The 23110-nt window shown below is 52.1% G+C and carries 22 protein-coding genes; 21 read left to right on the forward strand and 1 reads right to left on the reverse strand.

The window, feature by feature from the left end; translation table 11 throughout:
* Positions 1-12 precede the first annotated feature (12 nt).
* The 17 genes from JXQ85_RS04340 (at position 13) to JXQ85_RS04420 (ending at position 16065) form a co-directional block, all read left to right on the forward strand.
* Entirely contained in the window at positions 13-984 is a 972-nt protein-coding gene (locus JXQ85_RS04340) for a TAXI family TRAP transporter solute-binding subunit (RefSeq protein ID WP_421747657.1), read from the forward strand.
* A gap of 91 nt (positions 985-1075) precedes the next feature.
* Positions 1076-3679, forward strand: a complete 2604-nt coding sequence (locus JXQ85_RS04345; protein WP_421747658.1) for a TRAP transporter permease — start codon at positions 1076-1078, stop codon at positions 3677-3679.
* Positions 3676-4107: a universal stress protein gene (locus JXQ85_RS04350; RefSeq protein WP_421747659.1), complete on the forward strand. Its 432-nt coding sequence runs from the start codon at positions 3676-3678 to the stop codon at positions 4105-4107. Before JXQ85_RS04345 ends, JXQ85_RS04350 begins: the two co-directional genes overlap by 4 nt.
* 17 nt (positions 4108-4124) lie before the next feature.
* On the forward strand, positions 4125-4676 hold the full coding sequence (locus JXQ85_RS04355) for a carboxymuconolactone decarboxylase family protein (protein ID WP_421747660.1): 552 nt from the start codon (positions 4125-4127) through the stop codon (positions 4674-4676).
* A gap of 435 nt (positions 4677-5111) precedes the next feature.
* Positions 5112-5783: a GntR family transcriptional regulator gene (locus tag JXQ85_RS04360; protein WP_421747661.1), complete on the forward strand. Its 672-nt coding sequence runs from the start codon at positions 5112-5114 to the stop codon at positions 5781-5783.
* 337 nt (positions 5784-6120) lie between these two features.
* The gene (locus JXQ85_RS04365; RefSeq protein WP_421747662.1) at positions 6121-6900 is read left to right on the forward strand and encodes an ATP-binding cassette domain-containing protein; all 780 of its coding nucleotides are present in this window, start codon (positions 6121-6123) and stop codon (positions 6898-6900) included.
* 1 nt (position 6901) lies between these two features.
* Positions 6902-7894, forward strand: coding sequence for an ABC transporter permease (locus tag JXQ85_RS04370; protein WP_421747663.1), 993 nt, complete (start codon positions 6902-6904; stop codon positions 7892-7894).
* A 95-nt stretch (positions 7895-7989) separates the two neighbouring features.
* Positions 7990-8901 carry a sugar ABC transporter substrate-binding protein gene (locus tag JXQ85_RS04375; protein WP_421747664.1) on the forward strand — a complete coding sequence of 304 codons (912 nt, stop codon included), beginning with the start codon at positions 7990-7992 and terminating at the stop codon, positions 8899-8901.
* Between the two features lie 72 nt (positions 8902-8973).
* Positions 8974-10008: a zinc-binding alcohol dehydrogenase family protein gene (locus JXQ85_RS04380; RefSeq protein ID WP_421747665.1), complete on the forward strand. Its 1035-nt coding sequence runs from the start codon at positions 8974-8976 to the stop codon at positions 10006-10008.
* Complete coding sequence (locus tag JXQ85_RS04385) at positions 10001-10780, forward strand: SDR family NAD(P)-dependent oxidoreductase (protein WP_421747666.1); 780 nt, start codon at positions 10001-10003, stop codon at positions 10778-10780. The genes JXQ85_RS04380 and JXQ85_RS04385 overlap by 8 nt, the downstream gene beginning before the upstream one ends.
* A gap of 10 nt (positions 10781-10790) precedes the next feature.
* Entirely contained in the window at positions 10791-11462 is a 672-nt protein-coding gene (locus tag JXQ85_RS04390) for an RraA family protein (RefSeq protein ID WP_421747667.1), read from the forward strand.
* 39 nt (positions 11463-11501) lie between these two features.
* Positions 11502-12404: a GntR family transcriptional regulator gene (locus JXQ85_RS04395; protein WP_421747668.1), complete on the forward strand. Its 903-nt coding sequence runs from the start codon at positions 11502-11504 to the stop codon at positions 12402-12404.
* Complete coding sequence (locus JXQ85_RS04400) at positions 12401-12700, forward strand: UxaA family hydrolase (RefSeq protein WP_421747669.1); 300 nt, start codon at positions 12401-12403, stop codon at positions 12698-12700. The genes JXQ85_RS04395 and JXQ85_RS04400 overlap by 4 nt, the downstream gene beginning before the upstream one ends.
* Positions 12701-12703: 3 nt before the next feature.
* Positions 12704-13900 (forward strand): UxaA family hydrolase, encoded by a 1197-nt coding sequence (locus JXQ85_RS04405; protein WP_421747670.1) that lies wholly within the window; start codon positions 12704-12706, stop codon positions 13898-13900.
* 10 nt (positions 13901-13910) lie between these two features.
* On the forward strand, positions 13911-14876 hold the full coding sequence (locus JXQ85_RS04410) for an aldo/keto reductase (protein ID WP_421747671.1): 966 nt from the start codon (positions 13911-13913) through the stop codon (positions 14874-14876).
* Positions 14873-15703 (forward strand): amidohydrolase family protein, encoded by an 831-nt coding sequence (locus JXQ85_RS04415; protein WP_421747672.1) that lies wholly within the window; start codon positions 14873-14875, stop codon positions 15701-15703. The genes JXQ85_RS04410 and JXQ85_RS04415 overlap by 4 nt, the downstream gene beginning before the upstream one ends.
* A 29-nt stretch (positions 15704-15732) precedes the next feature.
* Positions 15733-16065: an L-rhamnose mutarotase gene (locus JXQ85_RS04420; protein WP_421747673.1), complete on the forward strand. Its 333-nt coding sequence runs from the start codon at positions 15733-15735 to the stop codon at positions 16063-16065.
* A gap of 212 nt (positions 16066-16277) precedes the next feature.
* Here JXQ85_RS04420 and betI read toward each other — a convergent pair whose 3' ends face one another.
* A complete protein-coding gene (gene betI, locus JXQ85_RS04425) occupies positions 16278-16862 on the reverse strand; it encodes a choline-responsive transcriptional repressor BetI (protein ID WP_421747674.1) in 585 nt (194 codons plus the stop codon).
* Between the two features lie 200 nt (positions 16863-17062).
* Between betI and JXQ85_RS04430 the strand changes: the two genes are divergently transcribed.
* The 4 genes from JXQ85_RS04430 to betA all read left to right on the forward strand — a co-directional run bounded on the left by JXQ85_RS04430 (position 17063) and on the right by betA (position 23045).
* The gene (locus JXQ85_RS04430; protein WP_421747675.1) at positions 17063-18271 is read left to right on the forward strand and encodes a BCCT family transporter; all 1209 of its coding nucleotides are present in this window, start codon (positions 17063-17065) and stop codon (positions 18269-18271) included.
* A 100-nt stretch (positions 18272-18371) separates the two neighbouring features.
* Positions 18372-19880, forward strand: a complete 1509-nt coding sequence (betC, locus tag JXQ85_RS04435; protein ID WP_421747676.1) for a choline-sulfatase — start codon at positions 18372-18374, stop codon at positions 19878-19880.
* A gap of 49 nt (positions 19881-19929) precedes the next feature.
* The gene (gene betB / locus JXQ85_RS04440) at positions 19930-21387 is read left to right on the forward strand and encodes a betaine-aldehyde dehydrogenase (protein WP_421747677.1); all 1458 of its coding nucleotides are present in this window, start codon (positions 19930-19932) and stop codon (positions 21385-21387) included.
* The gene (gene betA / locus JXQ85_RS04445) at positions 21387-23045 is read left to right on the forward strand and encodes a choline dehydrogenase (RefSeq protein ID WP_421747678.1); all 1659 of its coding nucleotides are present in this window, start codon (positions 21387-21389) and stop codon (positions 23043-23045) included. The genes betB and betA overlap by 1 nt, the downstream gene beginning before the upstream one ends.
* Positions 23046-23110: the final 65 nt, after the last annotated feature.

A 23110-nucleotide genomic window follows, 5' to 3' on the forward strand; every position in this document is an offset into this window, starting at 1 on the left:
GGAGAGACTTAAATGTCATATTCAAAATTTAACACAGCGGCCGCTGCTGCCCTTGCGCTTGCTGTATCCGCACCTGCCGCAATCGCTGAAGAGTTCATCACAATCGGTACCGGCGGTGTAACCGGCGTTTACTATCCAACAGGTGGCGCGATCTGCCGTCTGGTCAACAAAGGCCGCAAAGAACACGGCATTCGTTGCTCGGTGGAATCCACCGGTGGCTCTGTTTACAACATCAACACCATCCGCGAAGCTGAACTCGAGTTCGGTGTTGCGCAGTCTGACTGGCAGTACCACGCGTATAACGGCACATCCAAATTTGAAGATGCCGGTGCTTTTGAAGGCCTGCGTGCGGTCTTCTCTGTGCACCCAGAGCCGTTCACGGTTGTGGCCCGTGCAGATGCAGGCATTTCTTCCTTTGCTGACCTGAAAGGCAAACGCGTCAACATCGGTAACCCAGGTTCTGGTCAGCGCGGCACAATGGAAGTTCTGCTAGGTGCACTTGGCTGGACAACCGGTGATTTCGCACTGGCGACCGAGCTGAAAGCGGCAGAACAATCTGCAGCACTGTGTGACAACCAGATCGATGCGATGGTTTACACAGTTGGTCACCCATCAGGTTCCATCCAAGAAGCAACCACAGCCTGCGATTCTGTTCTGGTGAACGTATCAGGCGACGCTGTTGACGGTCTGATCGCCGACAACTCTTTCTATCGTTCTGCAACCATCCCAGGTGGCATGTACCGTGGAAATGACGGCGACACATCCACATTCGGCGTTGGCGCGACTTTCGTGACTTCTGACGCTGTTTCTGAGGACGCGGTTTACACCGTGGTCTCTGCAGTCTTCGAAAACTTCGATGACTTCAAAAAATTACACCCAGCATTTGCAAACTTGAAGCCAGAAGAAATGGCCACTGCGGGTCTGTCCGCTCCGCTGCACCCAGGTGCCGCGAAGTACTACCGCGAGCAAGGCTGGATTGAATAACCCAGTGTAATCAAACCAAGAGAAGAGGCGTCATTGGCGCCTCTTCTTACAAATAAACCAAAAGAATTTGGGATATTCAGGGGGAATTCAAATGACGGATCAAAAGACAGAAGGCCGCGCACTCAGCGAAGAGGAGCTGCAGGATCTGGTTTCGTCTTCTGACGCAGGGGCCCGCAATCCGGTTGGCCATGTCGGTACATTTCTAGCGATTGTCGCCATTGTCTGGTCGGTGTTTCAGGTCGTTTTGGCCTCGCCATTGGCCAACTATGTGCTCCCTGGATCAGTCATTAACAACTCTCGCCAAATCCATTTGGCCTTTGCTATTTTCCTCGCCTTCATGGCTTATCCCGCGCTGAAATCGAGCCCTCGTGATTATATTCCTGTCCAAGACTGGATTATGGCGATTGCTGGCTCTTTCATCGCGCTTTACGGATATTTCTTCTATCAAAAGATCGTCGACTCTGGCGGATTGGCCGACAACACCGACAAGTGGTTCGCTCTTGTGGGTCTCATCCTGCTTTTTGAAGCCGCGCGCCGCGCACTCGGCCCTGCGATGGCGATCATTGCGACGATCTTCCTGCTGTATGTTTTCTTCGGCTCTTCCACTGTGGTCCCTGATGTGATCCGCTGGGGTGGCGCTTCGCTTAAGAAAGCCATGAGCCACATGTGGATCACCTCAGAGGGCGTCTTTGGCATCGCGCTGGGTGTATCCACCAAGTTTGTCTTCCTTTTTGTGCTCTTCGGGGCGCTCCTAGATAAGGCTGGCGCAGGTAACTACTTCATTAAAATGGCGTTCGGTGCCCTAGGGCATCTGAAAGGCGGCCCTGCGAAAGCTGCTGTGGTTGGTTCTGCCGCCACCGGCCTGATTTCAGGGTCTTCCATCGCCAACGTTGTGACCACCGGGACATTCACGATCCCGCTGATGAAGCGCGTGGGCTTTACGTCTGAACAGGGTGGCGCGGTCGAAGTGGCCTCCTCTGTGAATGGTCAGATCATGCCCCCAGTTATGGGTGCCGCGGCATTCCTGATGGTGGAATACGTTGGTATCTCTTACGTCGAAGTGATCACCCACGCCTTCCTGCCTGCGTCCATTTCCTACATCGCACTGGTCTACATTGTGCATTTGGAAGCAGTGAAACGGAACATGCCAGTACTGGGTGACCGCGTTGTTTCGATGGGCAAAACCATCGGCGGTATGGCGGCTTTCTTTGTTGGTTTCGCAGCGCTTTGTTATGGGGTGCAATACCCGGTCAAAGCCATCACCTCTGTGCTCCCAGCATCGGGCCTGATCCTATCAGCTCTCGTGTTCCTCACTTATTTGGCGCTGCTTTATCTAGCCGCGCAGGTGCCCGATCTGGAACCAGATGATCCGCACGCCAAAGAAGTGAAACTGCCAGTCGTCGGCGAGATCTACAAATCCGGTCTCTACTACCTGCTTCCGATCATCGTTCTGGTTTACTTCCTGATGATCGAACAGAAATCCCCGGGTCTATCGGCCTTCTGGGCCACCTCTCTACTGTTCGTGATCCTACTGACACAACGCCCATTGAAAGCCATTTTCCGCGGTGAAAGCGAGACTGTGGAACGTTTCAAAGATGGCATTGTCGATCTGCTTCAAGGATTGGTCGACGGCGCGCGCAACATGATCGGTATTGGTTTGGCGACAGCTACGGCTGGAGTCATTGTTGGCACAGTCACGCTCACTGGCGTTGGTCAGGTCATGGCCGATCTTGTGGAATTCCTATCCGGTGGCAACCTGATCCTGATGCTGGTGATGGTTGGTCTTCTCTCGCTCGTGCTTGGGATGGGCCTGCCGACAACCGCGAACTACATCGTTGTGTCCTCTTTGATGGCTGGGGTTGTCGTCGAACTCGGCGCGCAGTCTGGCTTGATTGTGCCGCTGATCGCCGTGCACCTCTTTGTGTTCTACTTCGGTATTATGGCTGATGTGACACCACCCGTGGGCCTCGCGAGCTTTGCGGCGGCTGCGGTCTCAGGCGGCGACGCAATCAAAACCGGTTTTATCGCCTTTTTCTATAGCCTGCGGACGGTTGCACTGCCGTTTGTCTTTATCTTCAACACCGATCTTCTGTTGATCGATGTGACGCTGACGCAGGGCATATTGGTCTTTGTGATGTCGAGTATCGCCATCCTTGTCTTTACGGCAGGGACCATGGGTTATTTCATCACCAAGAGCCGCATCTATGAGAGCATCGCGCTAATCCTCATCGCCTTCTCACTCTTCCGACCGGATTTCTTCCTGGATCGTATCCAGCCACCGTTCAAAGACATTCAGCCGACCGCACTAACTGAGGCGGTGGATGCGGCGGCGGCGGGCACCGAACTTCGGATCGTGCTCAACGGGCCAGACTTTGACACAGGTGAGTTGAAAGACACCACGCTTGTTCTGGCCATAGACGACACTCCAGCGGGCGAACGTATGGATGCCTTGGGTCTGCTGACGTTCGAGGACGAAGGCAAACTGGCCATCGAAGAACCACTCTTTGGCACGCCTTTTGCGACGACCCTACAGGGCTATGATTTCTACGCAGATGACTATGTCACTGTGAAAGAAGTCAAAGCGCCGGCTGATCAGATGCCAAAAGAGCTTCTGTTCATCCCAGGTCTGTTGCTTCTGGGTCTGATCTTCATGGTCCAAAAAGCCCGCGCAGCAAAACAAGGAGTTCCAGCATGAGCCGTTCTGTCCTATGCGCCGTCGACATCTCTAACCAAGGCAAAGATGACTCCGTTTTGAAAGAAGCAAAACGCCTTGCTGATCTTGATAGTGCGCAGCTTGATGTTGTCACTGTGATCCCTGATTTTGGCAAAAGCCTGGTGGCTGGGTTCTTTGACAAAAGTCACCATGATAAGGCGGTTGCCGAGGCTAAAAAGGCCCTAAAGGAACAAATCATCGCAAGCCTTGGCGCTGACGCCGACGCTAAGGTGCGCCACGTGGTTGCCACCGGCAGCGCTTACGAGGAAATCCTGCGTGTTGCTAAAGAAACAAACGCTGGTTTGATCGTAATTGGTGCCCATAAGCCTGACTTTGCGGATTATCTACTTGGTCCCAATGCGGCGCGCGTTGTCAGGCATTCTACCTGTTCGGTTCACGTCGTGCGCTGAGCAGGCGAATTGGAAAGATGAAAGAAGATTTTGCACCAATTAGCGATCAGATCTGGCCGCTTGAAATTGCCGATATGTTGTCCGGCTTTGCTGGGGGGCTGAACGTTTACCGCACAATGGCGCATCATCCCGCATTGCTGAAAGCTTGGTCGGACTTGCGCGATCACGTGGTCAATCAAACCACTCTGGGCGCGGAACGAAGCGAAGTTGTGATCCTGCGAACGGGTATGCGGCTTGGCTCATCTTACGAATGGCATCAACACATTGTTCGTGGCCGTAAATCGGGGTTAAGCGACGCGCGGATTGCGCGTCTTTCCGGCCCTGTGAACGAGATCGATGGGGATGATGCGCATTTGGCTAAAGCGGTCGATGAACTTTTTGAGAAAAGCCGTTTATCTGAAGCGACTTATGCGTCTTTGAAGCCGATGATTGGCAAGCTCGGAATCCTCGACCTCATCGCGACGGCTGGCTTTTATTCAACGTTGGGATTTATCCTGAACACGTTTGAGACCCCTCTTGATCAAGACATCGCCGATGCACTGAAAGAAAACCCTTTAAGGGATGCATAGGAAGGCCCGCCAGGGGTGGGCCTTCGCAATTCTTTTCTGTTTAAGCGCCTTGTTCCAAGCTTTGAGATGGTGCCGGTTCCCGGTTGGATATGATCACCGTCATTCTGCTGCGGCAGTTCACCAAAATTCCCTCTTAGTTTGGTGCGCTTCACCATTGAAGGCGGTAAAGCAATGAGGAGAGGCAATGCGGGATGATTGCTACGGATCTCGCAATTCGGCGTCGTGCGCTTGAGCTTTGACCAACGCCTGCAACCGTCGGCGCCTATTGGTTTGAAGGTGTGATCTCTTTTTCCTTCATCAGCTGCCATGGTAGTATGGCATTATTGTCATAGCCCGGATTTGACGCTACCCTTTGATCCACGCTAAGCCTCTAGAAACCCAACAAAATCGTGGTGGCCAATCCCGAGATGGCGCCAATAGCAAACGGGGAATGACATGGATGATGGGCGGCCATTGGCGAACCAAGTGTTTGATCAGCTTTTTGATGAGATAAACACGCTCAAACTTGCCCCAGGGACAAAACTCTCCGAAGTCGAAGTCGCGCGTCGTTTTGGCGTATCACCTCAGCCAGTGCGAGACGCATTTCATCGGTTGCGAAATATCGACCTTTTGCTTGTGCAGCCTCAACGTGCGACGCGGGTGCGTGGATTTTCGATGACTCGCATTAACGATGCACGGTTTATTCGATTGTCTGTTGAGCTCGAAGTGCTGTATCGCGCCTGCAAAGTTTGGGATGACGCAAAGGATGCCCTGTTGCAGGCGAACCTTTCGGCGCAAAAAGAAGCCGTTAAAGCAGATGATCCTGACAGTATGCAATCGCTGGATTATGCGTTTCATGAATTGATTTGTGATCAAGCTGGGTGTCCAAGGGCATTTCAGTTCATCAAACAGCAGAAACAGAAATTGGATCGTCTTTGCGTGTTGGAGTTTGACCGCCGCGTCCGGGTGCTAGCAACGGTTTATGAAGATCATGTCCAGATCGCACAGGCCTTAAAATCGCGCTCAACTGCAAAGGCTCAATCTGCGATACGCAAGCATTTGAGCGGCTTGGATGAAACGATTGAGTACATTTATGCAAAGCATCAAGACTGCTTTGAAGCTGAATGATTCGAGTGAATTTGGTCCCTAATTTTGTTCTGAGTTTCGTATCGAAAGCCTTCGCGTTTGCGTTTAAGACATAGGCATCAGAGCCCTGCTGAATGCGTAAAAGTGAAATAGGTGGCTCATAAGGAATGCACAAACGGATGCTTTCTTTCGTTTGTTCGTAATGGCTTATCGCCACGAATATCAGATTGCATTGAAAAAATACCCGCATTCACCGGGGCAGGAATTTTCCAAAAATGTTTTAAAAAGAAAAAAAACATTTGACCGAAGATTGATATTGTTTTTTATACATTAAAGACAAAACTGCAGATACGGCATCATTACGTTGATGAGGGGAAGCATGAATACATCTGGTCAGCGGAAAGCGATCTTAAGGGCAGAGGGCCTTAGCAAGCACTACGGAGGCGTAGTGGCATTGGACTCTGTTGATCTAGAGCTTCTCGAAGGTGAAGTGCTGGCGGTCGTTGGGGACAACGGTGCCGGTAAATCAACATTGATCAAAGCGCTTACCGGAGCAATTTCTAAAACCTCTGGGCGGGTCGAAATGGACGGTGAAGTGATCGAAATCAACTCGCCCACTGATGCAAAGGTGGCAGGGATCGAGACAGTTTATCAGGACTTGGCGCTTGTAAATGAACTCTCCATCACCAAAAATATGTTCCTTGGTCGCGAAATCGTACGCGCTGATTTATTCGGCAAGCTGTTTGGCAGCTTGGATTTTGCTAAGATGGACAGCGAAATTCGCGCGCTGTTCCAAAAGTTGGATATCCGTATTGCTGATATCTACCGGGAGGCCGAAGCCTTTTCGGGAGGTCAACGTCAGGCGGTTGCGCTGGCCAAAACAGTAATGTTTGGCAAGCGCATCGCAATCCTTGATGAGCCAACGGCCGCACTTGGCGTGCGCGAAAGTAAAATGGCCATGGATTTGGTGCGTTCTTTAAAAGATCACGGTCTCTCTGTGATCATGATCACCCACAATATGCAGCATGTGATGAACTACTGCGATCGCGTGATGGTTTTGCGCCTAGGGCGGCTGGCGGCTGTGCGGGACGTGAAGGATGTAGATGGCGATGCACTGGTCGGATTGATCACCGGTGCCACAGAAGACAAGGCCGCGTGAGATGTCTGATATGACTCAAAACTCTTCGAACCAGATTTCTATGCCTCCCGCGACAGCGTCAAATTTGGATCTGCTAAAGCATCAATTCCAACAAATTTGGCAAGTGCTTGCCGCTTTGGTCCTGATCTACCTGGTCTTCTTCGTGTTGTCAGAACCGTTCCGGAGTTTGGATACGCTTTTATCAATCTTTGGGCAGGCATCTATCCTGGCCATATTGGCCTGCGGAACCACAGTCGTCTTGATCTCAGGCGGTTTGGACCTTTCGGTTGGATCTATTTTTGCGGTGGTCGGGGTGATCGTGGGGATTGCCCTTGCCGAATATCAGCTACCGGTGTCCGTGTCTGTTTTGATTGGTCTGTTGGCTGGCGCCTTGCTCGGAGCACTCAATGGGGCCATTCAGGTGATCACCAAGGTCCCTGCGTTCATCGTCACACTCGGAGGTCTAACAGCCTATAAAGGGATCGCCGAGATCTTAGCAAGCGGGCGGGATCTGTCGCGGTTTCCTGAAAGTTTTCAGATGCTTGGGTCTGGCTACATGGTGCCAATGATCATCATGTTTGGCGTTGCGCTTTTGACGGGGCTTTTCCTAACAAAGACCCGATTGGGCAACCATGCGTTTGCCATTGGCGGCAATGAAGAAGTGGCGCGACTGTCTGGCGTGAATGTCCGCAAGAGCCGTATCTACTATTACATGATCGGCGGAGCCTTGGCAGCGACTGCCGCTATCCTTGAAGTGTCTAAGTTGAACTTCGCCATGCCCGCGCGTGGGCAAAGCTATGAGCTTTTTGCCATCGCAGCCGTGGTCATTGGGGGCACCAGCCTCTTTGGAGGGCGCGGAGGTGTTGGAAAGACGTTGATTGGCATGCTGATCATGCAAACCATCATCGTTGGCCTGTCGTATCTGGGTGTTGGGACATCGGTCCAAAGGATCGCGATCGGTATCATCATCATCCTTGCGGTCTATTGGGACGTCTGGCGACGGCCATCGCGATAACTCAATGAAATTAAAATCATTCTTTGGGCAGGGAGGAACGCCCACAGGACAAGTCCGCCTGAAATTCAGGCACAGAAAACCTTAGGGAGGAAACAATGAAACTGAAAGCTCTGAAAAACATAGCGACGACTGTTGCCGTTACGACTGCGCTCTCTGGCGCGGCCTTCGCGGCTGATCTTCGGATTGCTTATACAGGCTACTCAACCGACAACACATTCTGGATTGGGGTGGCGAATTCTGCTGCAGCGAGGGCAGAAGAAATGGGAGTTGAGCTACTGGATTTGACGGCATCGTCACCCGATGCTGCAGCTCAGAAAGATGCAGTAGATCGTGCAATAAACATGGGTGTTGATGGCATCATCATTGGTTCTGTCGACAACCGGGCATTTGATGCCTCTTTGGACAACGCAAAACGCAAGGGCATTCCTGTTGTAGCGGTTGATACCGGCATTGAACATGATCACGTCGCAAGTCTGGTGCAAACCGATAACCTCGCCGCTGCAGGTATTGCTGGCGCATATATTGTGGATCAATTGGACGCTGGATCGGTCTTGATCTTGGGCGGTTCCGCTGGCCACCAAACCGGGAACGCGCGTCGCGATGGTGTGAAGACAGCAGCTGAGGCTGCAGGTCATGAGGTGATCTTCCAAATTTGCGACTGGCAAGACGCGTGTGCCTATGAGACCACTGTGAACTTCTTGCAATCCAACGACGATATCAAAGCGATCTTTTCAGCATGGGATCCGGGCGCGTTGGCGGCGGTTTCCGCAGCAACGGAGCTTGGAAAAATCGACGATCTGGTGATTGTCGGCTTTGACGGCAACCCTGCGAACTTGGTGTCTATCGAAGCGGGTGAACAGGCTGCAACGATCAAGCAAGACAATACCCGGATGGGCGCAGAAGCCGTGACCAATTTGATCGGTCTGATCAAAGGCGAAGAGGTCCCGTCCTTCACCCCAATCGATGGGATTTTGATCACGTCAGACAACGTGGCTGAATTCAAATAATTACGCTCTCCCAGTCGCCCGCGCAATGCGGGCGGCGACTTAACTTTGACTGAACGAAAGAGCTATTTTTCTATGCAAGCTTTGGTAATCAAATCCATCGGAAACACAGCGTTTGAGACGGTGGCGACCCTTGACCCCGCTCAGGGTGAAGTCTTGCTGGACGTTGGATTTGTCGGCCTTTGCGGCAGTGATCTAAACACATTTCGAGGAATGAACCCGCTGGCGACTTTGCCACTTATTCCAGGGCATGAGATAGGTGGCACGATCCGAGATTGCGGATCAGACGTACCAGAAGAATTTGCGACCGGCGCGCAAGGAATCGTGATCCCTTATACTGCATGCGGCAAGTGCCCCTCTTGTCGAAATGGTCGCGCAAATGCCTGTAAATACAACGAAACCTTGGGTGTCCAAAGACATGGCGGCATGTCTGGGCAGATCGTAGTGCCCTACGATAAGCTCATATTGAACGATCAACTTTCCATGCCTGAGCTGGCACTTGTTGAACCGCTTTCCGTCGGTTTTCATGCCGTTCGTCGAGGCTCGGTGAAGGCCGGAGAGACTGTTCTTGTGCTTGGCGCTGGGATGATTGGGATCGGCGCGATCTTAGGTGCGCTGGCTTGTGGTGCACGGGTGATTGTGGCTGAAGTGAGCGACGTGAAACATGAGGTTTTGCAGAAGCTTGGTGTGGAACATGTCGTGAATCCTGACCAAGATGACATTACGGCGACAATCGCAGCCCTGACAGAAGGCGAAGGCGCAGATGTTGTGATTGAGGCGGTGGGTATCCCAGATACCTTTCGCAGCGCTGTGGATTTGGCCTGTTTCAGCGGGCGTGTGGTCTATGTGGGCTATGCGAAGGCTGAAGTCAGCTACAACACCTCGCTCTTTAATCTGAAAGAGCTGGACATTATGGGATCGCGCAATGCTACGCGCGGAGATTTCGAAGCAGTAATTGATTATCTTGAGGCCAACAGAGGTTTGGCAGACTTGTTGATTTCGCGTGTGTTTCCCTGGTCATGTGCAGAACAAGCCTTTCCGTATTGGGAAGCAAATCGACAGAACACCTTCAAAGTAATGATTGATTTAAAGGGCCGTGCCAATGACTGACGCGAGTGTTCTGGCCAAACAATATGGCCTTAACGGCAAGAAAGCTCTGGTCACCGGTGGGGGCACCGGCATTGGCAAAGCGATCGCAACGAGCCTTGTTCAAAGTGGAGCTGACGTCGTTATTGCAGGGCGCCGCGAAGACGTATTGATAGCCGCCTGCGCTGAAATTGGATTTGGCACCAAATATCAGGTAATTGACCTCACTGAGATGTCGGAAATTGCCGACTTGGCAGCGAAGATGTTCGACGAACACGGCGCCTTTGATATTTTGGTTAATAACGCCGGCAATACTGTGAAGAAACCTTTTATGGAATCGGATCTGGCTGATTTTGACAGCGTTTTTAATGTTCATGTCAGGGGCGCGCTTGAGCTGAGCCGCTCAGTGATGGCGCAGATGTTGGAACATAATAAGTCGGGATCAATTCTCTTTATTTCGTCGATGACGGCTTACATCGGGCAGCCCAATGTCTCGGGCTATACGATCTCTAAAACGGCGATCAATGGTGTTATTCGGGCGCTTTCGGCGGAGTTTGCTGAAAGTGGCATCCGGATCAATGGGGTGGCGCCGGGATGGATCGATACAGATGTGTTCCGCACCGCAACGAAGGGTGATCCAGAGCGCAAAGCAAAAATCATGAGCCGAATTCCAATGGGTTCATTGGGCGATCCTGAAGACATTGGCTGGGCCTGTGCGTTTTTGGCGTCTGCGGCGGCGAAGTATATCACCGGGCAAGTTTTGCTTGTCGATGGTGGTGGGGCAACGGGGTTTTGAGGGCGCAACTATGAATGATTCTGACATGTTTGAAATCATGAAAGAAAAGCTCTTCACCGCGGTTGTGGGAGACGTTTTAGACGTGCTTGGGTATCGTCATCAATTTCTGCCCCAGCCGATCAAACCTCTGGTTCCGGGTACTAAAATTGCTGGGCGGGCAATGACGGTGCTTGAAGCAGATTACTTAGAGGGAGAGGGTCACGGCCCCTTGGCGGATCAGCCTTTTGGATTGATGTTTGCCGCACTCGATGACTTGAAACCCGATGAAATCTACATCGCAACTGGGGCGTCGCTGGATTACGCTTTGTGGGGTGGTTTGATGTCCACACGTGCCATTCATCTAAGCGCAGCAGGGGCCATTCTAAACGGTTTCATTCGAGACACAGGTGAAATTCGCAAATTGGGGTTTGCGGCTTTCTCCCGTGGTGCCTTTGCGCAAGATCAAGGGGTCAGAGGCAAGGTCTTGGATTATCGCGTGCCGATTTCGATTGAAGGCGTTCAGATCGAAAATGGGGATCTGATTTTTGCCGATGATGAAGGTGTTTTGGTCATTCCAAAACAGGTTGAACAGCAGGCGATCTCTGACGCGCTTGAAAAAGTTAGTACTGAAAACGAAGTCGCTCAGGCCATCCGTGCGGGTATGTCCACGCAAGAGGCCTTTGCAACCTTTGGCGTGATGTAAGACAGTTAATGCAGAAACGAACGAACCCAAGGCGAACACATGTCGCGTGACAATTCGAAATACAAAGACAGTCTCAATCGCAGTCTCGATTTCGTCGCGGCCCTGGGTATAGCTGATACGCTTCCTTCTGAAGTTGAATTGACGCAAAAGCTGGGTATCAGTCGCACCACCGTGCGGGCTGTTCTATCTCATTTGAATGAAATCGGCATTATTCAGTGGGCCGGGCGCACCAAGACCGTCCTGCGAAAGCCGAAGACGTCAGATTATTTTGCCAAAGAAGAAACCCTGTCCACAAGCGAGCGCGTTGAAACTCAGTTTATGGAACATATTCTTGGCGGTGACCTTAAGCCGGGCACCATCCTGCACGAAAGTGAAATGGTCCGCGCATTTGGTGCCAGCACTTCGGTATTGCGGGAGTGTTTGATCAAATTCTCTCGGTTTGGGCTGATTGAAAAAGAGCCCAATCGCCACTGGGTCCTGCGGGGTTTCACACAGGATTTCGCCATCGAATTGTTTGATGTGCGCGAGATGTTTGAGCTGCGGGCATTCCGGAATTTGATCGAGCAGGGGGCAACGGGCCGCGCTTGGCAGTCTCTGATCGCTTTGGAAAACGCGCACCACAAAATCATTGGCGATATTGACGCGGAATACCTTAACTTCCCGCGACTTGATGAACAGTTCCACCGGATACTTATGGTGGATTTGAACAACCGCTTTATAGATGATTTTTTCGAGTTGGTTTCGGTCATTTTCCACTATCATTACCGATGGAATAAACACGATGAACGCGCACGTAACCTCGTGGCGGCGCATCAACACCTCGATGTCATCCATGCTTTGCAGGTCGGCGACACAGAAAAAGCCAGCGCGAAATTCCAAGAACACTTAAATGCTGCGCGCATCACTTTGCTCAATTCTGTATCTTGGGATACAGACGCATGATTGCACAGGATGCCACAGACATTCGGGTATTGGTGTTGGCCGAGGGCGACAATATCGGTGTTTTGACTGGCACAGTCATGGCTGGTGAAGAGATTGAAGTGGCCGGTCAGACAGTCGTCATGAGCGCGACTTTGGGCATGGGGCACAAGCTCGCCATAACGGCCATTCCATCCGGGGCCGACATTTTGAAATATGGTTTTCCAATTGGGTATGCCGTTGCTGAGATTTCAATCGGTGCGCATGTCCACGTGCATAATTTGACCAGCCGCTACACCACTGTAGAGATCATGGAGTAGCATATGACCCAGATGATGGCTTGGAAACGTAAAGATGGACGAAAGGGCATTCGCAATGTTGTGCTCGTCGCATATTTGGTCGAATGCGCGCATCATGTATGCAAGCAGATCGCCCGCCCATTCGATGAAAGTGACGTGCAAGTCATTGGCTTTTCAGGGTGTTTTCCATCTGATTATGGCCAGGAAATGATGGAGGCCCTCTGCACGCACCCCAATGTCGGGGCGGTTCAGCTGGTTTCCTTAGGGTGTGAAAACTTCAAGAAAACCCAGTTGGCAGAGGCGATACGTGCTTCTGGGCGTGATGTTAATGTTCTGACCATTCAGGAGACCGGAGGAACGGCCTCAACGGTGAAAGCAGGACGCGATTGGATTACCTCTGTGCAAACGCAGCTTCAGGCCCTTCCAAAGGAACCAATGGATGTTTCGGAACTCGTCATCGGAACCATTTGTGGTGGTTCAGATGCAACGTCTGGCATTACAGGTAATCCGGCGGCAGGCGTGGCCTTTGACAAGCTCGTCGCCAAAGGCGCGACCTGTATTTTCGAAGAAACAGGAGAGCTGATTGGTTGTGAACACGTCATGGCGGCGCGGGCGATAAGCAATGACCTGCGCCCAGAGATCGTTGAAACTGTGGAAAAAGCGGCGCGGTACTATGCTGCGATGGGATATGGTTCTTTTTCAAATGGCAATGCTCAGGGTGGGCTTTCTACGATCGAAGAAAAGTCGCTTGGGGCTTACGCAAAGTCCGGGCAAAGCGACATCAGTGGCATTCTTAGACCAGCACAACAGGCGGCAGCAGGTGGGCTATATTTGCTTGATGTTGTGCCTGATGGTCCCCCGAAATACGGCTACCCTAATATTAACGACAATGCTGAAATCATTGAGCTGATTTCGTGCGGGGCTCATGCGGTGATCTTCGTCACTGGCCGCGGATCTGTTGTCGGATCTGCCATTTCTCCAGTTCTAAAGGTCTGCGCTAACCCAGAAACTTACGAACGCATGTCTGAAGATATGGATGTGAATGCAGGCCGCGTTCTGCGCGGCAACGCAACGCTGAATGACGTTGGAACAGAAATTTTCGACAAGCTCGTAGCACTCGGAAATGGGGCGAGAACCTCATCAGAAGAGCTTGGACATGTGGAATTCGTTTTAACCTATAAAACAGCAACACCGGCTCAGCCGGGCTGTCACCCAAGTTGAGAAAAAGCAGATGTTAAAAGAAATACATCGTCTCTCTTTAGGGACCTCTGCGCTTGCGGGTCTCTACCGCCCGATCACTCGCAAAGCCGTGGATGAGGTGCTGAATACCGCCTGGGATCATGGGATCCGCTATTTCGACACAGCACCACATTATGGGAATGGGGCCGCTGAGGGATTGCTCGGAGACTTTTTGCGGGGCAAGCAGGACTGGGTTATCTCAACCAAAGTGGGCCGAGTTTTGAGCCCTGATCGTAACCCTCCTGCGGTGGTGAATGGGTTTCACAATGCATGGCCGTTCAAGCAGAAGTTTGATTTCACCTATGACGGCATTATGCGCTCGTTTGAACACAGCCTGCAGCGTCTTGGACTTAGTCGTATCGATATTTTGTTTGTGCACGACATCGGTGATCCAGATGCTGGCACAGATACGATTGAGCATCGCGCTCAGCTGTTGGGCAGTGGCGTGAAGGCGCTTGAGGAGCTAAAATCTAACGGGGATATCAAGTCCTTAGGCTTGGGCGTCAACACCGTTGAAATCTGTGAAGACATGATCGGCAAGTTTGATATGGATTTAATCCTACTTGCGGGGCGGTACACCTTATTAGATCAATCCGCGAAGGTCCGTTTGTTTCCCAAGCTCAATGAACACAACATTCGGTTGGTGATCGGAGGCGTGTTTAATTCCGGCATCCTTGCAACCGGATCTGTGCCCGGAGCACATTACAACTACGCTCCCGCGTCAGAAAACATCCTGACAAGAGTGCGTCGTATTGAAGAAATTTGCGGTGCTCATGGTGTCGATTTGCCAGCTGCAGCGTTGCAATACCCAGATCAAAGCCCGCTTGTTGCATCAATTTTGATTGGCACGACAAAAGCCAGCTCTCTCAAACGTAACCTCGAGCAATTTGGGTCGCAGTTGCCCTTAGAACTGTGGGCAGATTTGCGCGATCAAGGGGTAATTGGTGATCCTTCATGATCGTTGATGCGCATCAACATTTTTGGACCTTGGCGCGCGGGGATTATCCTTGGCCCAATGAAACAGTTGCCCCGATCTTTCGTGATTTCGGCCCCGAGGATTTGGCTCCACTGTTAGTCCAGTCAGATGTTGATAGAACGGTTTTGGTTCAGGCCACCGATACAATCGAGGAAACGGAATTCCTGCTGCAGATTGCTGCAAAAACAGACTGGGTGGCCGGTGTTGTAGGGTGGGTCGATTTGAGTGCGGATGATGCAATTTCTATTATAGATACACTGCTCAAAAACCGCGATCTCAAGGGGTTGCGCCCAATGTTGCAAAACATTGAAAACACGGATTGGATATTGGATGATCGGGTTGCTCCGGCGCTGACCCATATGGCCCGAGTTGGTCTTTGCTTTGATGCGCTTGTTCAACCCCGCCATCTTCTGGTTCTGACTGAGCTCGCAAAACGCCACCCATCGCTAAAAATCGTGATCGATCATGCGGCAAAGCCTCAAATGGGTGCGGGGAAAATACCGTCCAAGGACTGGTCCAATGGCATGAGGCAACTGTCGCGATGCTCAAATGTACTTTGCAAGTTGTCAGGAATGGTCACTGAAATTGGACCGGATTGGCGGCTTTCAGATATCGAACCCTTCGCCAAACAGATTTTAGAAAATTTCGGTGCTGCACGGACTATGTTTGGCAGTGATTGGCCTGTCGTTAATCTGGCGTCTGACTACGCGCAATGGCGAGGGGCTGTGGACCAGTTGCTCAAAGGGCTGACAGATGCGGATCGATCCCGGGTTCTGGGGCTGAACGCAATGGAATTTTATAAACTTTAAACCGGGTCCCAAACCAAGAGGAGGACTGCATGGCCCAACGGATGGGAATGATGATTGGCATCACTGCTGAGCATATTGCTGAATACAAACGGCTCCACGCTGAGGTCTGGCCAGATGTATTGAAGCGATTAAAACAGTCCAATATTTCTAATTATTCGATCTTTCTGCGCGAGCCGGAAAACCTCATGTTTAGCTATTGGGAATACTTAGGGGATGACTTTGCGGCCGACATGAAAGCGATTTCTGAAGACGAGGTTACGCAGAAATGGTGGACCGTCTGCGGACCTATGCAGCAACCGCTTGATAGTAGATCTCCGGACGAGTGGTGGGCCACAATGGAAGAGGTTTTTCACCTTGAATAGAGCACAGGTAGTGAGCCGTTAGGCCGCCTACATTTTCCAACAACTGAGGAGGCGTTAGCGGCGTAAGGGTGATCGCACAAGATCGCGATAGTGGAGAGACGGAATTTGCCCCCGTTTGTTCATTGCAGCCACAAGTTTTTTGTATTCAGTCTATCTGAATGTGAATGGGCTGCAGTGATATATTCCCTTATGAAGGGCATCGCAACTTTTGGTTAACGACGATTTTGCAGCAATAAATCCGCCACGCCCTTTGCAGAGCGTCGGGCCGATTTGGCGTCTAGTGGCTTGCTAGATTGTGCGGCCTCCAACCAAACGCCGTCCATGTAACTTTGCAGAGCATGACGCGCCAATTCGGCCTCAGCAGGTGGGAACAGTTGCCCCAACTCGGCGCGGAAATGAGATCTGACACGGCCTCGATTGATACGGTGAAGGCGGGATAATTCTGGCGAATAGGGGGCCGAGGCCCAGAATTGCATCCATATGCTGCACTGCTCAACCGTGAACAATGAGTCGTCAAAGTTTGCGTTCAAGATCGCATACAGGCGTTCTTCTGGGGAGTTCGCGGTACGAAAACTTTTGAGAAGCAAAGCTTGAAGTTTGCGCAATAAGTGCAGCATCGTTGCTTCCATCAGGCCATTCTTTGACCCGAAGTAGTAGCTGATTGACGCGGCTGATGCTCCAGCAACGCGAGCAATTTCTGTCATGGTAACAGAGTGATAGCCATAGCGATGTGCTGCAACGATAGTTGCCTCAATCAGCTCTTCGTTTCGAATATCTCTGATACGTTTTCGACCCATATGCTCAATGTGCGATAGGTTGGGTCGAGATTCAATATCTGAAACAACCAATCAAAAACTTGAGTGTTCATTCAATATTTGGTTAGTTCCCATTACCGGTGAACGCGCCAATCATAAATCTGATCGTGAAAACCGGGAGACCGACAAAAGAAAATTGGGGATCTCGCAAAGCGTAGATGCCCTACACTGGGAGGTGTAAAATGACCTTACTAATCTCCGCAGGCATTCTACTGGCGTTCGCGCTGGTGGCGTTCTGCGTCATCAAATGGTGGAATGTCACCGTTGTTGGCGTGACGCCGGTGCCACTGCTGACTTTCATTGCGATCCTGTTTACGTCTGGTCTGGACGTTGGGTTGATCATGTTTCCATTGGCGTGGGATTTCCCGCTTTATGCGGATACCGCAGCGGAACCAGCCTATGCATTCACCAACCCATTGGCGATGGAGTTTGGGTTCTGGGGCTTCCTGATTTGGGGCTTTTACTTCCTAACGACGTTCTATTTTTGCGTTATCGAACCAAAGGTTAAGTTCTTTGAAATCGGTATCGTGAAGCTGATCAACAACATCGTCATCATCGGCACCTGTGCCTTCACCGGCGCGTTGTTCCTGATCTACCTGCCGTATTACGCGACCTTTGTGGGCGATGGTGAATCCGTGATCACTCCATTCTATGTGGTTGTGTTCTTTGTGATCCTGTTTGCGGCGTTTTCCTCCACTGACATCAAATACGTTCGTATTCTGTCGCTTGGATCAACCGCATTGTTTGCGGCCTTGATCCTTGGCATGTGGGCCTTCGCAGGCATTGGTATCGGCGAGTTCTTCGGCACCGCTTCCAACATCGGTGGCTATTTTGCCAACATCCATAAGTTCGTTCTGCCATTGACCGACTACCATGAATTCTACCTGTTCTGGTGGTTCGCTTGGTCCATCATGATCGGCCAGTTTACCTCTCGCTTTGTGGGTGGACTTAAGACATGGCAAGTGCTCGCAGCTCTGCTGATCTTCCCATCCATCCCGTTGGGGATATGGTTCTCAGTTCTGTACTACTACCACCTGAACAGCATCGAGCTGACACTGATGATCAACATCTCGATGGCGGTTGTTGGCGTGATCTTTGTGGTCAACTCGTTTGACTCCCTGATCCGCCTGTACACCGACAACTTGGGACTGACTGTTCAGAAACTGGGCAAACTGCCCCACATTCTGGGCAACGCGATTGTGCTCTTTGCTTTGACGCTGGCTTTCCAAAGCCAGTGGCTGCAGATCCAGTGGATCGGCGCGGTTGTGATTGGTCTCTACGTTGCTTGCTTGGCCTACATCATCTTCTTCAAAGGCAAAGAAGTGATGGCGATCGATGCCAGCCCAGAAGAAAACGAACTCGATTTCACAAAGATCGACTCCGTTCACTAACTTCTAAATTTCTGCCCTCCGGATGCGTTCGGGGGGCAGCCTTCAGAGGCAGAACACTGCTTCATCCTATTAAAACTATAGCTGAAACAGGGAGGTCATGATGACTGCTCCAAATATTTTGATCCTGATGGTCGATCAGTTGAATGGCACGCTGTTTCCTGATGGGCCTGCTGACTGGCTCCATGCGCCAAACCTAAAACGATTGGCGGAACGATCGACACGGTTTGCCAATACCTACACTGGCTCACCGCTCTGTGCGCCAGGCCGCGCGAGCTTTATGTCAGGCCAATTGCCATCGCGCACTGGCGTTTATGACAACGCAGCTGAATTCCGCAGCGACATTCCCACCTACGCGCACCACCTGCGGCGCGCGGGTTATTATACGTGCCTTAGTGGCAAGATGCATTTTGTCGGGCCGGACCAGCTCCATGGGTTCGAGGACCGTTTGACCACCGATATTTATCCAGCAGATTTTGGCTGGACCCCAGATTACCGCAAACCCGGTGAACGCATCGATTGGTGGTATCACAACATGGGCAGCGTCACCGGCGCTGGCGTGGCGGAAACCTCCAATCAAATGGAATACGACGACGAGGTGGCCTATAATGCGACAGCGAAACTCTATGAGCTGTCTCGTGGGTTAGACGCCCGCCCATGGTGCCTGACCGTCAGCTTTACGCACCCGCATGATCCCTATGTGGCGCGCCGCAAATATTGGGATCTCTATGAGGATTGCGAGCATCTGCTGCCGGAAGTTTCGGCAATGGACTACGAAGATCACGATGCCCATTCTAAACGCATTTTTGACGCCAATGACTGGCGCAACTTCGACATCAAAGAAGAAGATATCAAGCGCTCCCGTCGCGCCTATTTCGCCAATATCTCATACCTTGATGACAAGGTTGGCGAAATCCTTGATGTGCTTGAAGCCACTCGCCAAGAAGCCATCATCATGTTTGTATCCGATCATGGGGACATGTTGGGGGAACGCGGTCTTTGGTTCAAGATGAGCTTCTACGAAGGCTCTGCACGTGTCCCTTTGATGATCTCGGCGCCAAATATGCCTGCAGGTTTGATCGAAACGCCAGTGTCCACCATTGACGTCACACCCACCGTTGGTGATCTCGCTGGCGTCGATATGGCTGAAATCGCCCCATGGACAGATGGCCAAAGCCTTGTCTCTTTGGCCAATGGGACCGAACGCACAGAGCCTGTTGCGATCGAATACGCTGCCGAGGCCTCCTATGCGCCGCTTGTGTCCCTGCGCTATGGCAATTGGAAATTCAATCGCTGTGCGCTCGACCCAGATCAGCTGTTTGATCTGGAGGCCGATCCGCATGAGCTTAAAAACCTTGCAGATGATCCTGCCCATGCAGGCACAGTGGCAACCCTACGCGCCAAGTCTGAGGCCCGTTGGGACCTTGAGCAATACGACGCTGATATTCGTGCCAGCCAGGCGCGTCGCTGGGTTGTCTACGAAGCCCTGCGTGAAGGCGGCTATTACCCTTGGGATTATCAGCCTCTGCAAAAAGCATCCGAGCGCTACATGCGCAATCACATGAACCTCGACACTCTGGAAGAAAACAAGCGGTTCCCGCGCGGAGAGTGACCTCTCACCTTTCTTCTGGTCCAAATACCCTCGCCGAAGGCCTTAAAAAATGACACATCCCGCTCAACCCAAAGCCAGCCATTTCATCAATGGCGCCTATGTCGAAGACATAGCAGGCACACCGATCCCTGTGATCTATGCCGCGACAGGCGAACAGATCGCCAAGGTACATGCCGCAACACCTGCCATCGTTGAACAGGCGCTGGCGACTGCCAAAGCTGCCCAAAAAGAATGGGCCAGTACAACAGGCACCGAACGCGGCCGCATTCTACGGCGTGCAGCGGATATGATCCGCGAACGCAATCACGAACTCTCTGTTTTGGAAACCTACGACACGGGTAAACCGCTGCAAGAAACTCTGGTAGCTGATGCCACTTCCGGGGCAGATGCGCTCGAGTATTTCGGTGGCTTGGCTGGGTCTTTGACCGGCGAGCATATCCCGATGGGTGAAGATTGGGTCTACACCGTCCGCGAAGCGCTGGGTCTGTGTGTGGGCATCGGGGCCTGGAACTACCCAACCCAGATCGCCTGCTGGAAAGGCGCGCCGGCGCTGGCCTGTGGCAATTCTATGGTGTTCAAACCCTCTGAAACCACGCCGCTCTGCGCGTTGAAAGTTGCGGAAATCCTGCACGAGGCAGGCCTGCCTGCAGGGCTGTACAACGTCATTCAGGGCATGGGCGAAGTTGGCGGCGCATTGGTTACTGATCCGCGCGTCGATAAGGTCTCGCTGACAGGCTCCGTGCCAACTGGCAAAAAGGTCTACGCCGCCGCTGCCGCCAATATGAAACACGTCACGATGGAGCTTGGGGGAAAATCCCCACTGATCATCTTTGATGACGCAGATATCGAAAACGCCGTGGGCGGAGCCATCAACGGCAACTTCTATTCTTCTGGTCAGGTGTGCTCAAACGGCACTCGGGTTTTTGTGCAGAAAGGCATCAAGGAGAAGTTCCTGAAACGCCTTGCTGAACGCACTCAGAATGCGATCCTTGGCGATCCAATGGACGAAGCAACAAGCTTTGGCCCCATGGTCTCTGAAAACCAGATGAACATCGTGCTGGGTTATATCGAAAAAGGCAAAGAGGAAGGCGCGCGTTTGATCAGCGGCGGTGAACGCGCATACATGGACGGTTACTTCATTCAGCCAACCATCTTTGCGGATGTGACCGACGACATGACCATCGCGCGCGAGGAAATTTTTGGCCCGGTGATGGCCGTGCTTGATTTCGACACTGAAGAGGAAGTCATCGAACGAGCCAATGACACGGAATTCGGCCTCTCCGCTGGTGTGTTCACCAAAGATCTCAGCCGGGGTCACCGCGTGATTGGCAAGCTTGAGGCAGGCAGCTGCTTTATCAACTCCTACAATGACGCACCGGTTGAGGCACCTTTTGGTGGCGTGAAAGCCTCTGGTGTGGGGCGTGAGAACTCTAAAGAAGCGATCAACTACTACAGCCAGGTAAAATCCGTCTATGTGCGCATGGGCGATGTTGAGGCTGCTTTCTGATGCAGGCTGAATACATCATCGTCGGCGCAGGCAGTGCAGGCTGCGCCATCGCCTATCGCCTTGCTGAGGCGGGCAAACGTGTGTTGGTGATTGAACATGGCGGCTCTGATTGGGGGCCATTCATCAATATGCCGGGGGCTCTGAGTTACCCGATGAATATGAAGCGCTATGATTGGGGAATGAAATCTGAACCCGAACCGCATCTGGATGGCCGCCAGTTGGCGACTCCGCGCGGTAAGGTCATTGGCGGGTCGTCCTCAATCAACGGCATGATCTACGTGCGCGGGCATGCGAGGGATTTTGATACCTGGGCCGATATGGGCGCGAGTGGCTGGTCTTATGCAGACGTATTGCCCTATTTCAAACGCCAAGAGGATTGGCATGACGGCGGTCATGGTGGAAACGCGGAATGGCGCGGGCAGGGTGGGCCTTTGCATGTCACGCGCGGCAAGCGCGACAATCCACTGACGCAGGCCTTTGTTCAGGCGGGCAAACAAGCTGGCTATGACGTCACTGGCGACTATAACGGCGAGCAGCAAGAGGGCTTTGGCCCGTTTGACATGACCGTCTGGAAGGGTGAACGCTGGTCCGCAGCCAAGGCTTACCTAAAGCCTGCTCTGAAACGCGAAAACTGTGAATTGATCCGTGCATTTGCACGTCGTGTGGTCATCGAAAACGGCCGTGCTGTCGGCGTCGAGATCGAACGCGGTGGCAAAGTTGATGTGATCCGTGCGGAAAGCGAAGTGATTATTTCGGCGTCCTCATTGAACTCGCCAAAACTCTTGATGCTGTCCGGCATTGGCCCTGCAGCACATCTGCAGGAACATGGGATCGAGGTCGTCGCAGATCGCCCCGGCGTTGGTCAAAACCTTCAGGACCACTTGGAGCTTTATATTCAGGCCGCGGCCTCTCAGCCCGTTAGCCTGTACAAATACTGGAACCTTATGGGCAAAGCTTACGTCGGTGCACGTTGGCTACTGAACAAATCCGGACCCGGTGCGACAAACCAGTTTGAAAGTGCCGCCTTTATCCGCTCGGCTGCGGGGGTTGATTATCCTGATATCCAGTATCACTTCTTGCCGATCGCCGTGCGCTATGATGGGCAAGCATCGTCCGAAGGGCATGGTTTCCAAGCCCATGTCGGCCCTATGCGCAGCCCATCACGCGGGTCTGTGACTTTGCGATCTGCTGACCCAAAGGATGATCCGAAAATCCTGTTCAATTACATGAGCCACGAAAAGGATTGGGCTGATTTTAGAACCTGCATCCGCCTGACGCGTGAGATCTTTGGCCAAGAGGCTTTTGCCCCTTATTACAAACACGAAATTCAACCGGGTGCCGATGCAACCTCGGATGAAGATCTGAATGCATTCATCAAAGAGCACGTGGAAAGCGCCTATCATCCCTGTGGGACTGTGAAGATGGGCGCCAAAGACGATCCGATGGCGGTTGTGGACCCAGAAACCAAGGTGATTGGTGTGGACGGCTTGCGTGTGGCTGACAGCTCGATATTCCCGCAGATCACCAACGGCAACCTCAACGCGCCGTCCATAATGGTTGGCGAAAAAGCGTCAGACCACATCCTTGGTCGCACACCTCTGCCCGCATCAAATCTGCAACCGCACATGTCTGAGAATTGGCAAACGTCGCAGCGCTAATGCATCTGAGGCGAGATATTACCGCATAAGTGACGCAAATCTTCCGGTTTGCGTCACCCATCTAT

Origin of the sequence: Cognatishimia sp., from assembly GCF_049116455.1 — a bacterium.
Lineage (GTDB): Bacteria > Pseudomonadota > Alphaproteobacteria > Rhodobacterales > Rhodobacteraceae > Cognatishimia.

What these genes read in the sequence shown, in the direction of transcription:
- JXQ85_RS04385 (WP_421747666.1), top strand. Translation starts at nt 10,001, where the DNA reads ATGACTGACGCGAGTGTTCTGGCCAAACAATATGGCCTTAACGGCAAG.
- JXQ85_RS04415 (WP_421747672.1), top strand. Translation starts at nt 14,873, where the DNA reads ATGATCGTTGATGCGCATCAACATTTTTGGACCTTGGCGCGCGGGGAT.
- JXQ85_RS04390 (WP_421747667.1), top strand. Translation starts at nt 10,791, where the DNA reads ATGAATGATTCTGACATGTTTGAAATCATGAAAGAAAAGCTCTTCACC.
- JXQ85_RS04410 (WP_421747671.1), top strand. Translation starts at nt 13,911, where the DNA reads ATGTTAAAAGAAATACATCGTCTCTCTTTAGGGACCTCTGCGCTTGCG.
- JXQ85_RS04375 (WP_421747664.1), top strand. Translation starts at nt 7,990, where the DNA reads ATGAAACTGAAAGCTCTGAAAAACATAGCGACGACTGTTGCCGTTACG.
- JXQ85_RS04430 (WP_421747675.1), top strand. Translation starts at nt 17,063, where the DNA reads ATGACCTTACTAATCTCCGCAGGCATTCTACTGGCGTTCGCGCTGGTG.
- betI (WP_421747674.1), bottom strand. Translation starts at nt 16,862, where the DNA reads ATGGGTCGAAAACGTATCAGAGATATTCGAAACGAAGAGCTGATTGAG.
- JXQ85_RS04420 (WP_421747673.1), top strand. Translation starts at nt 15,733, where the DNA reads ATGGCCCAACGGATGGGAATGATGATTGGCATCACTGCTGAGCATATT.
- JXQ85_RS04405 (WP_421747670.1), top strand. Translation starts at nt 12,704, where the DNA reads ATGACCCAGATGATGGCTTGGAAACGTAAAGATGGACGAAAGGGCATT.
- JXQ85_RS04345 (WP_421747658.1), top strand. Translation starts at nt 1,076, where the DNA reads ATGACGGATCAAAAGACAGAAGGCCGCGCACTCAGCGAAGAGGAGCTG.
- JXQ85_RS04340 (WP_421747657.1), top strand. Translation starts at nt 13, where the DNA reads ATGTCATATTCAAAATTTAACACAGCGGCCGCTGCTGCCCTTGCGCTT.
- JXQ85_RS04350 (WP_421747659.1), top strand. Translation starts at nt 3,676, where the DNA reads ATGAGCCGTTCTGTCCTATGCGCCGTCGACATCTCTAACCAAGGCAAA.
- JXQ85_RS04365 (WP_421747662.1), top strand. Translation starts at nt 6,121, where the DNA reads ATGAATACATCTGGTCAGCGGAAAGCGATCTTAAGGGCAGAGGGCCTT.
- JXQ85_RS04380 (WP_421747665.1), top strand. Translation starts at nt 8,974, where the DNA reads ATGCAAGCTTTGGTAATCAAATCCATCGGAAACACAGCGTTTGAGACG.
- JXQ85_RS04395 (WP_421747668.1), top strand. Translation starts at nt 11,502, where the DNA reads ATGTCGCGTGACAATTCGAAATACAAAGACAGTCTCAATCGCAGTCTC.
- JXQ85_RS04355 (WP_421747660.1), top strand. Translation starts at nt 4,125, where the DNA reads ATGAAAGAAGATTTTGCACCAATTAGCGATCAGATCTGGCCGCTTGAA.
- betB (WP_421747677.1), top strand. Translation starts at nt 19,930, where the DNA reads ATGACACATCCCGCTCAACCCAAAGCCAGCCATTTCATCAATGGCGCC.
- JXQ85_RS04370 (WP_421747663.1), top strand. Translation starts at nt 6,902, where the DNA reads ATGTCTGATATGACTCAAAACTCTTCGAACCAGATTTCTATGCCTCCC.
- JXQ85_RS04360 (WP_421747661.1), top strand. Translation starts at nt 5,112, where the DNA reads ATGGATGATGGGCGGCCATTGGCGAACCAAGTGTTTGATCAGCTTTTT.
- betA (WP_421747678.1), top strand. Translation starts at nt 21,387, where the DNA reads ATGCAGGCTGAATACATCATCGTCGGCGCAGGCAGTGCAGGCTGCGCC.
- JXQ85_RS04400 (WP_421747669.1), top strand. Translation starts at nt 12,401, where the DNA reads ATGATTGCACAGGATGCCACAGACATTCGGGTATTGGTGTTGGCCGAG.
- betC (WP_421747676.1), top strand. Translation starts at nt 18,372, where the DNA reads ATGACTGCTCCAAATATTTTGATCCTGATGGTCGATCAGTTGAATGGC.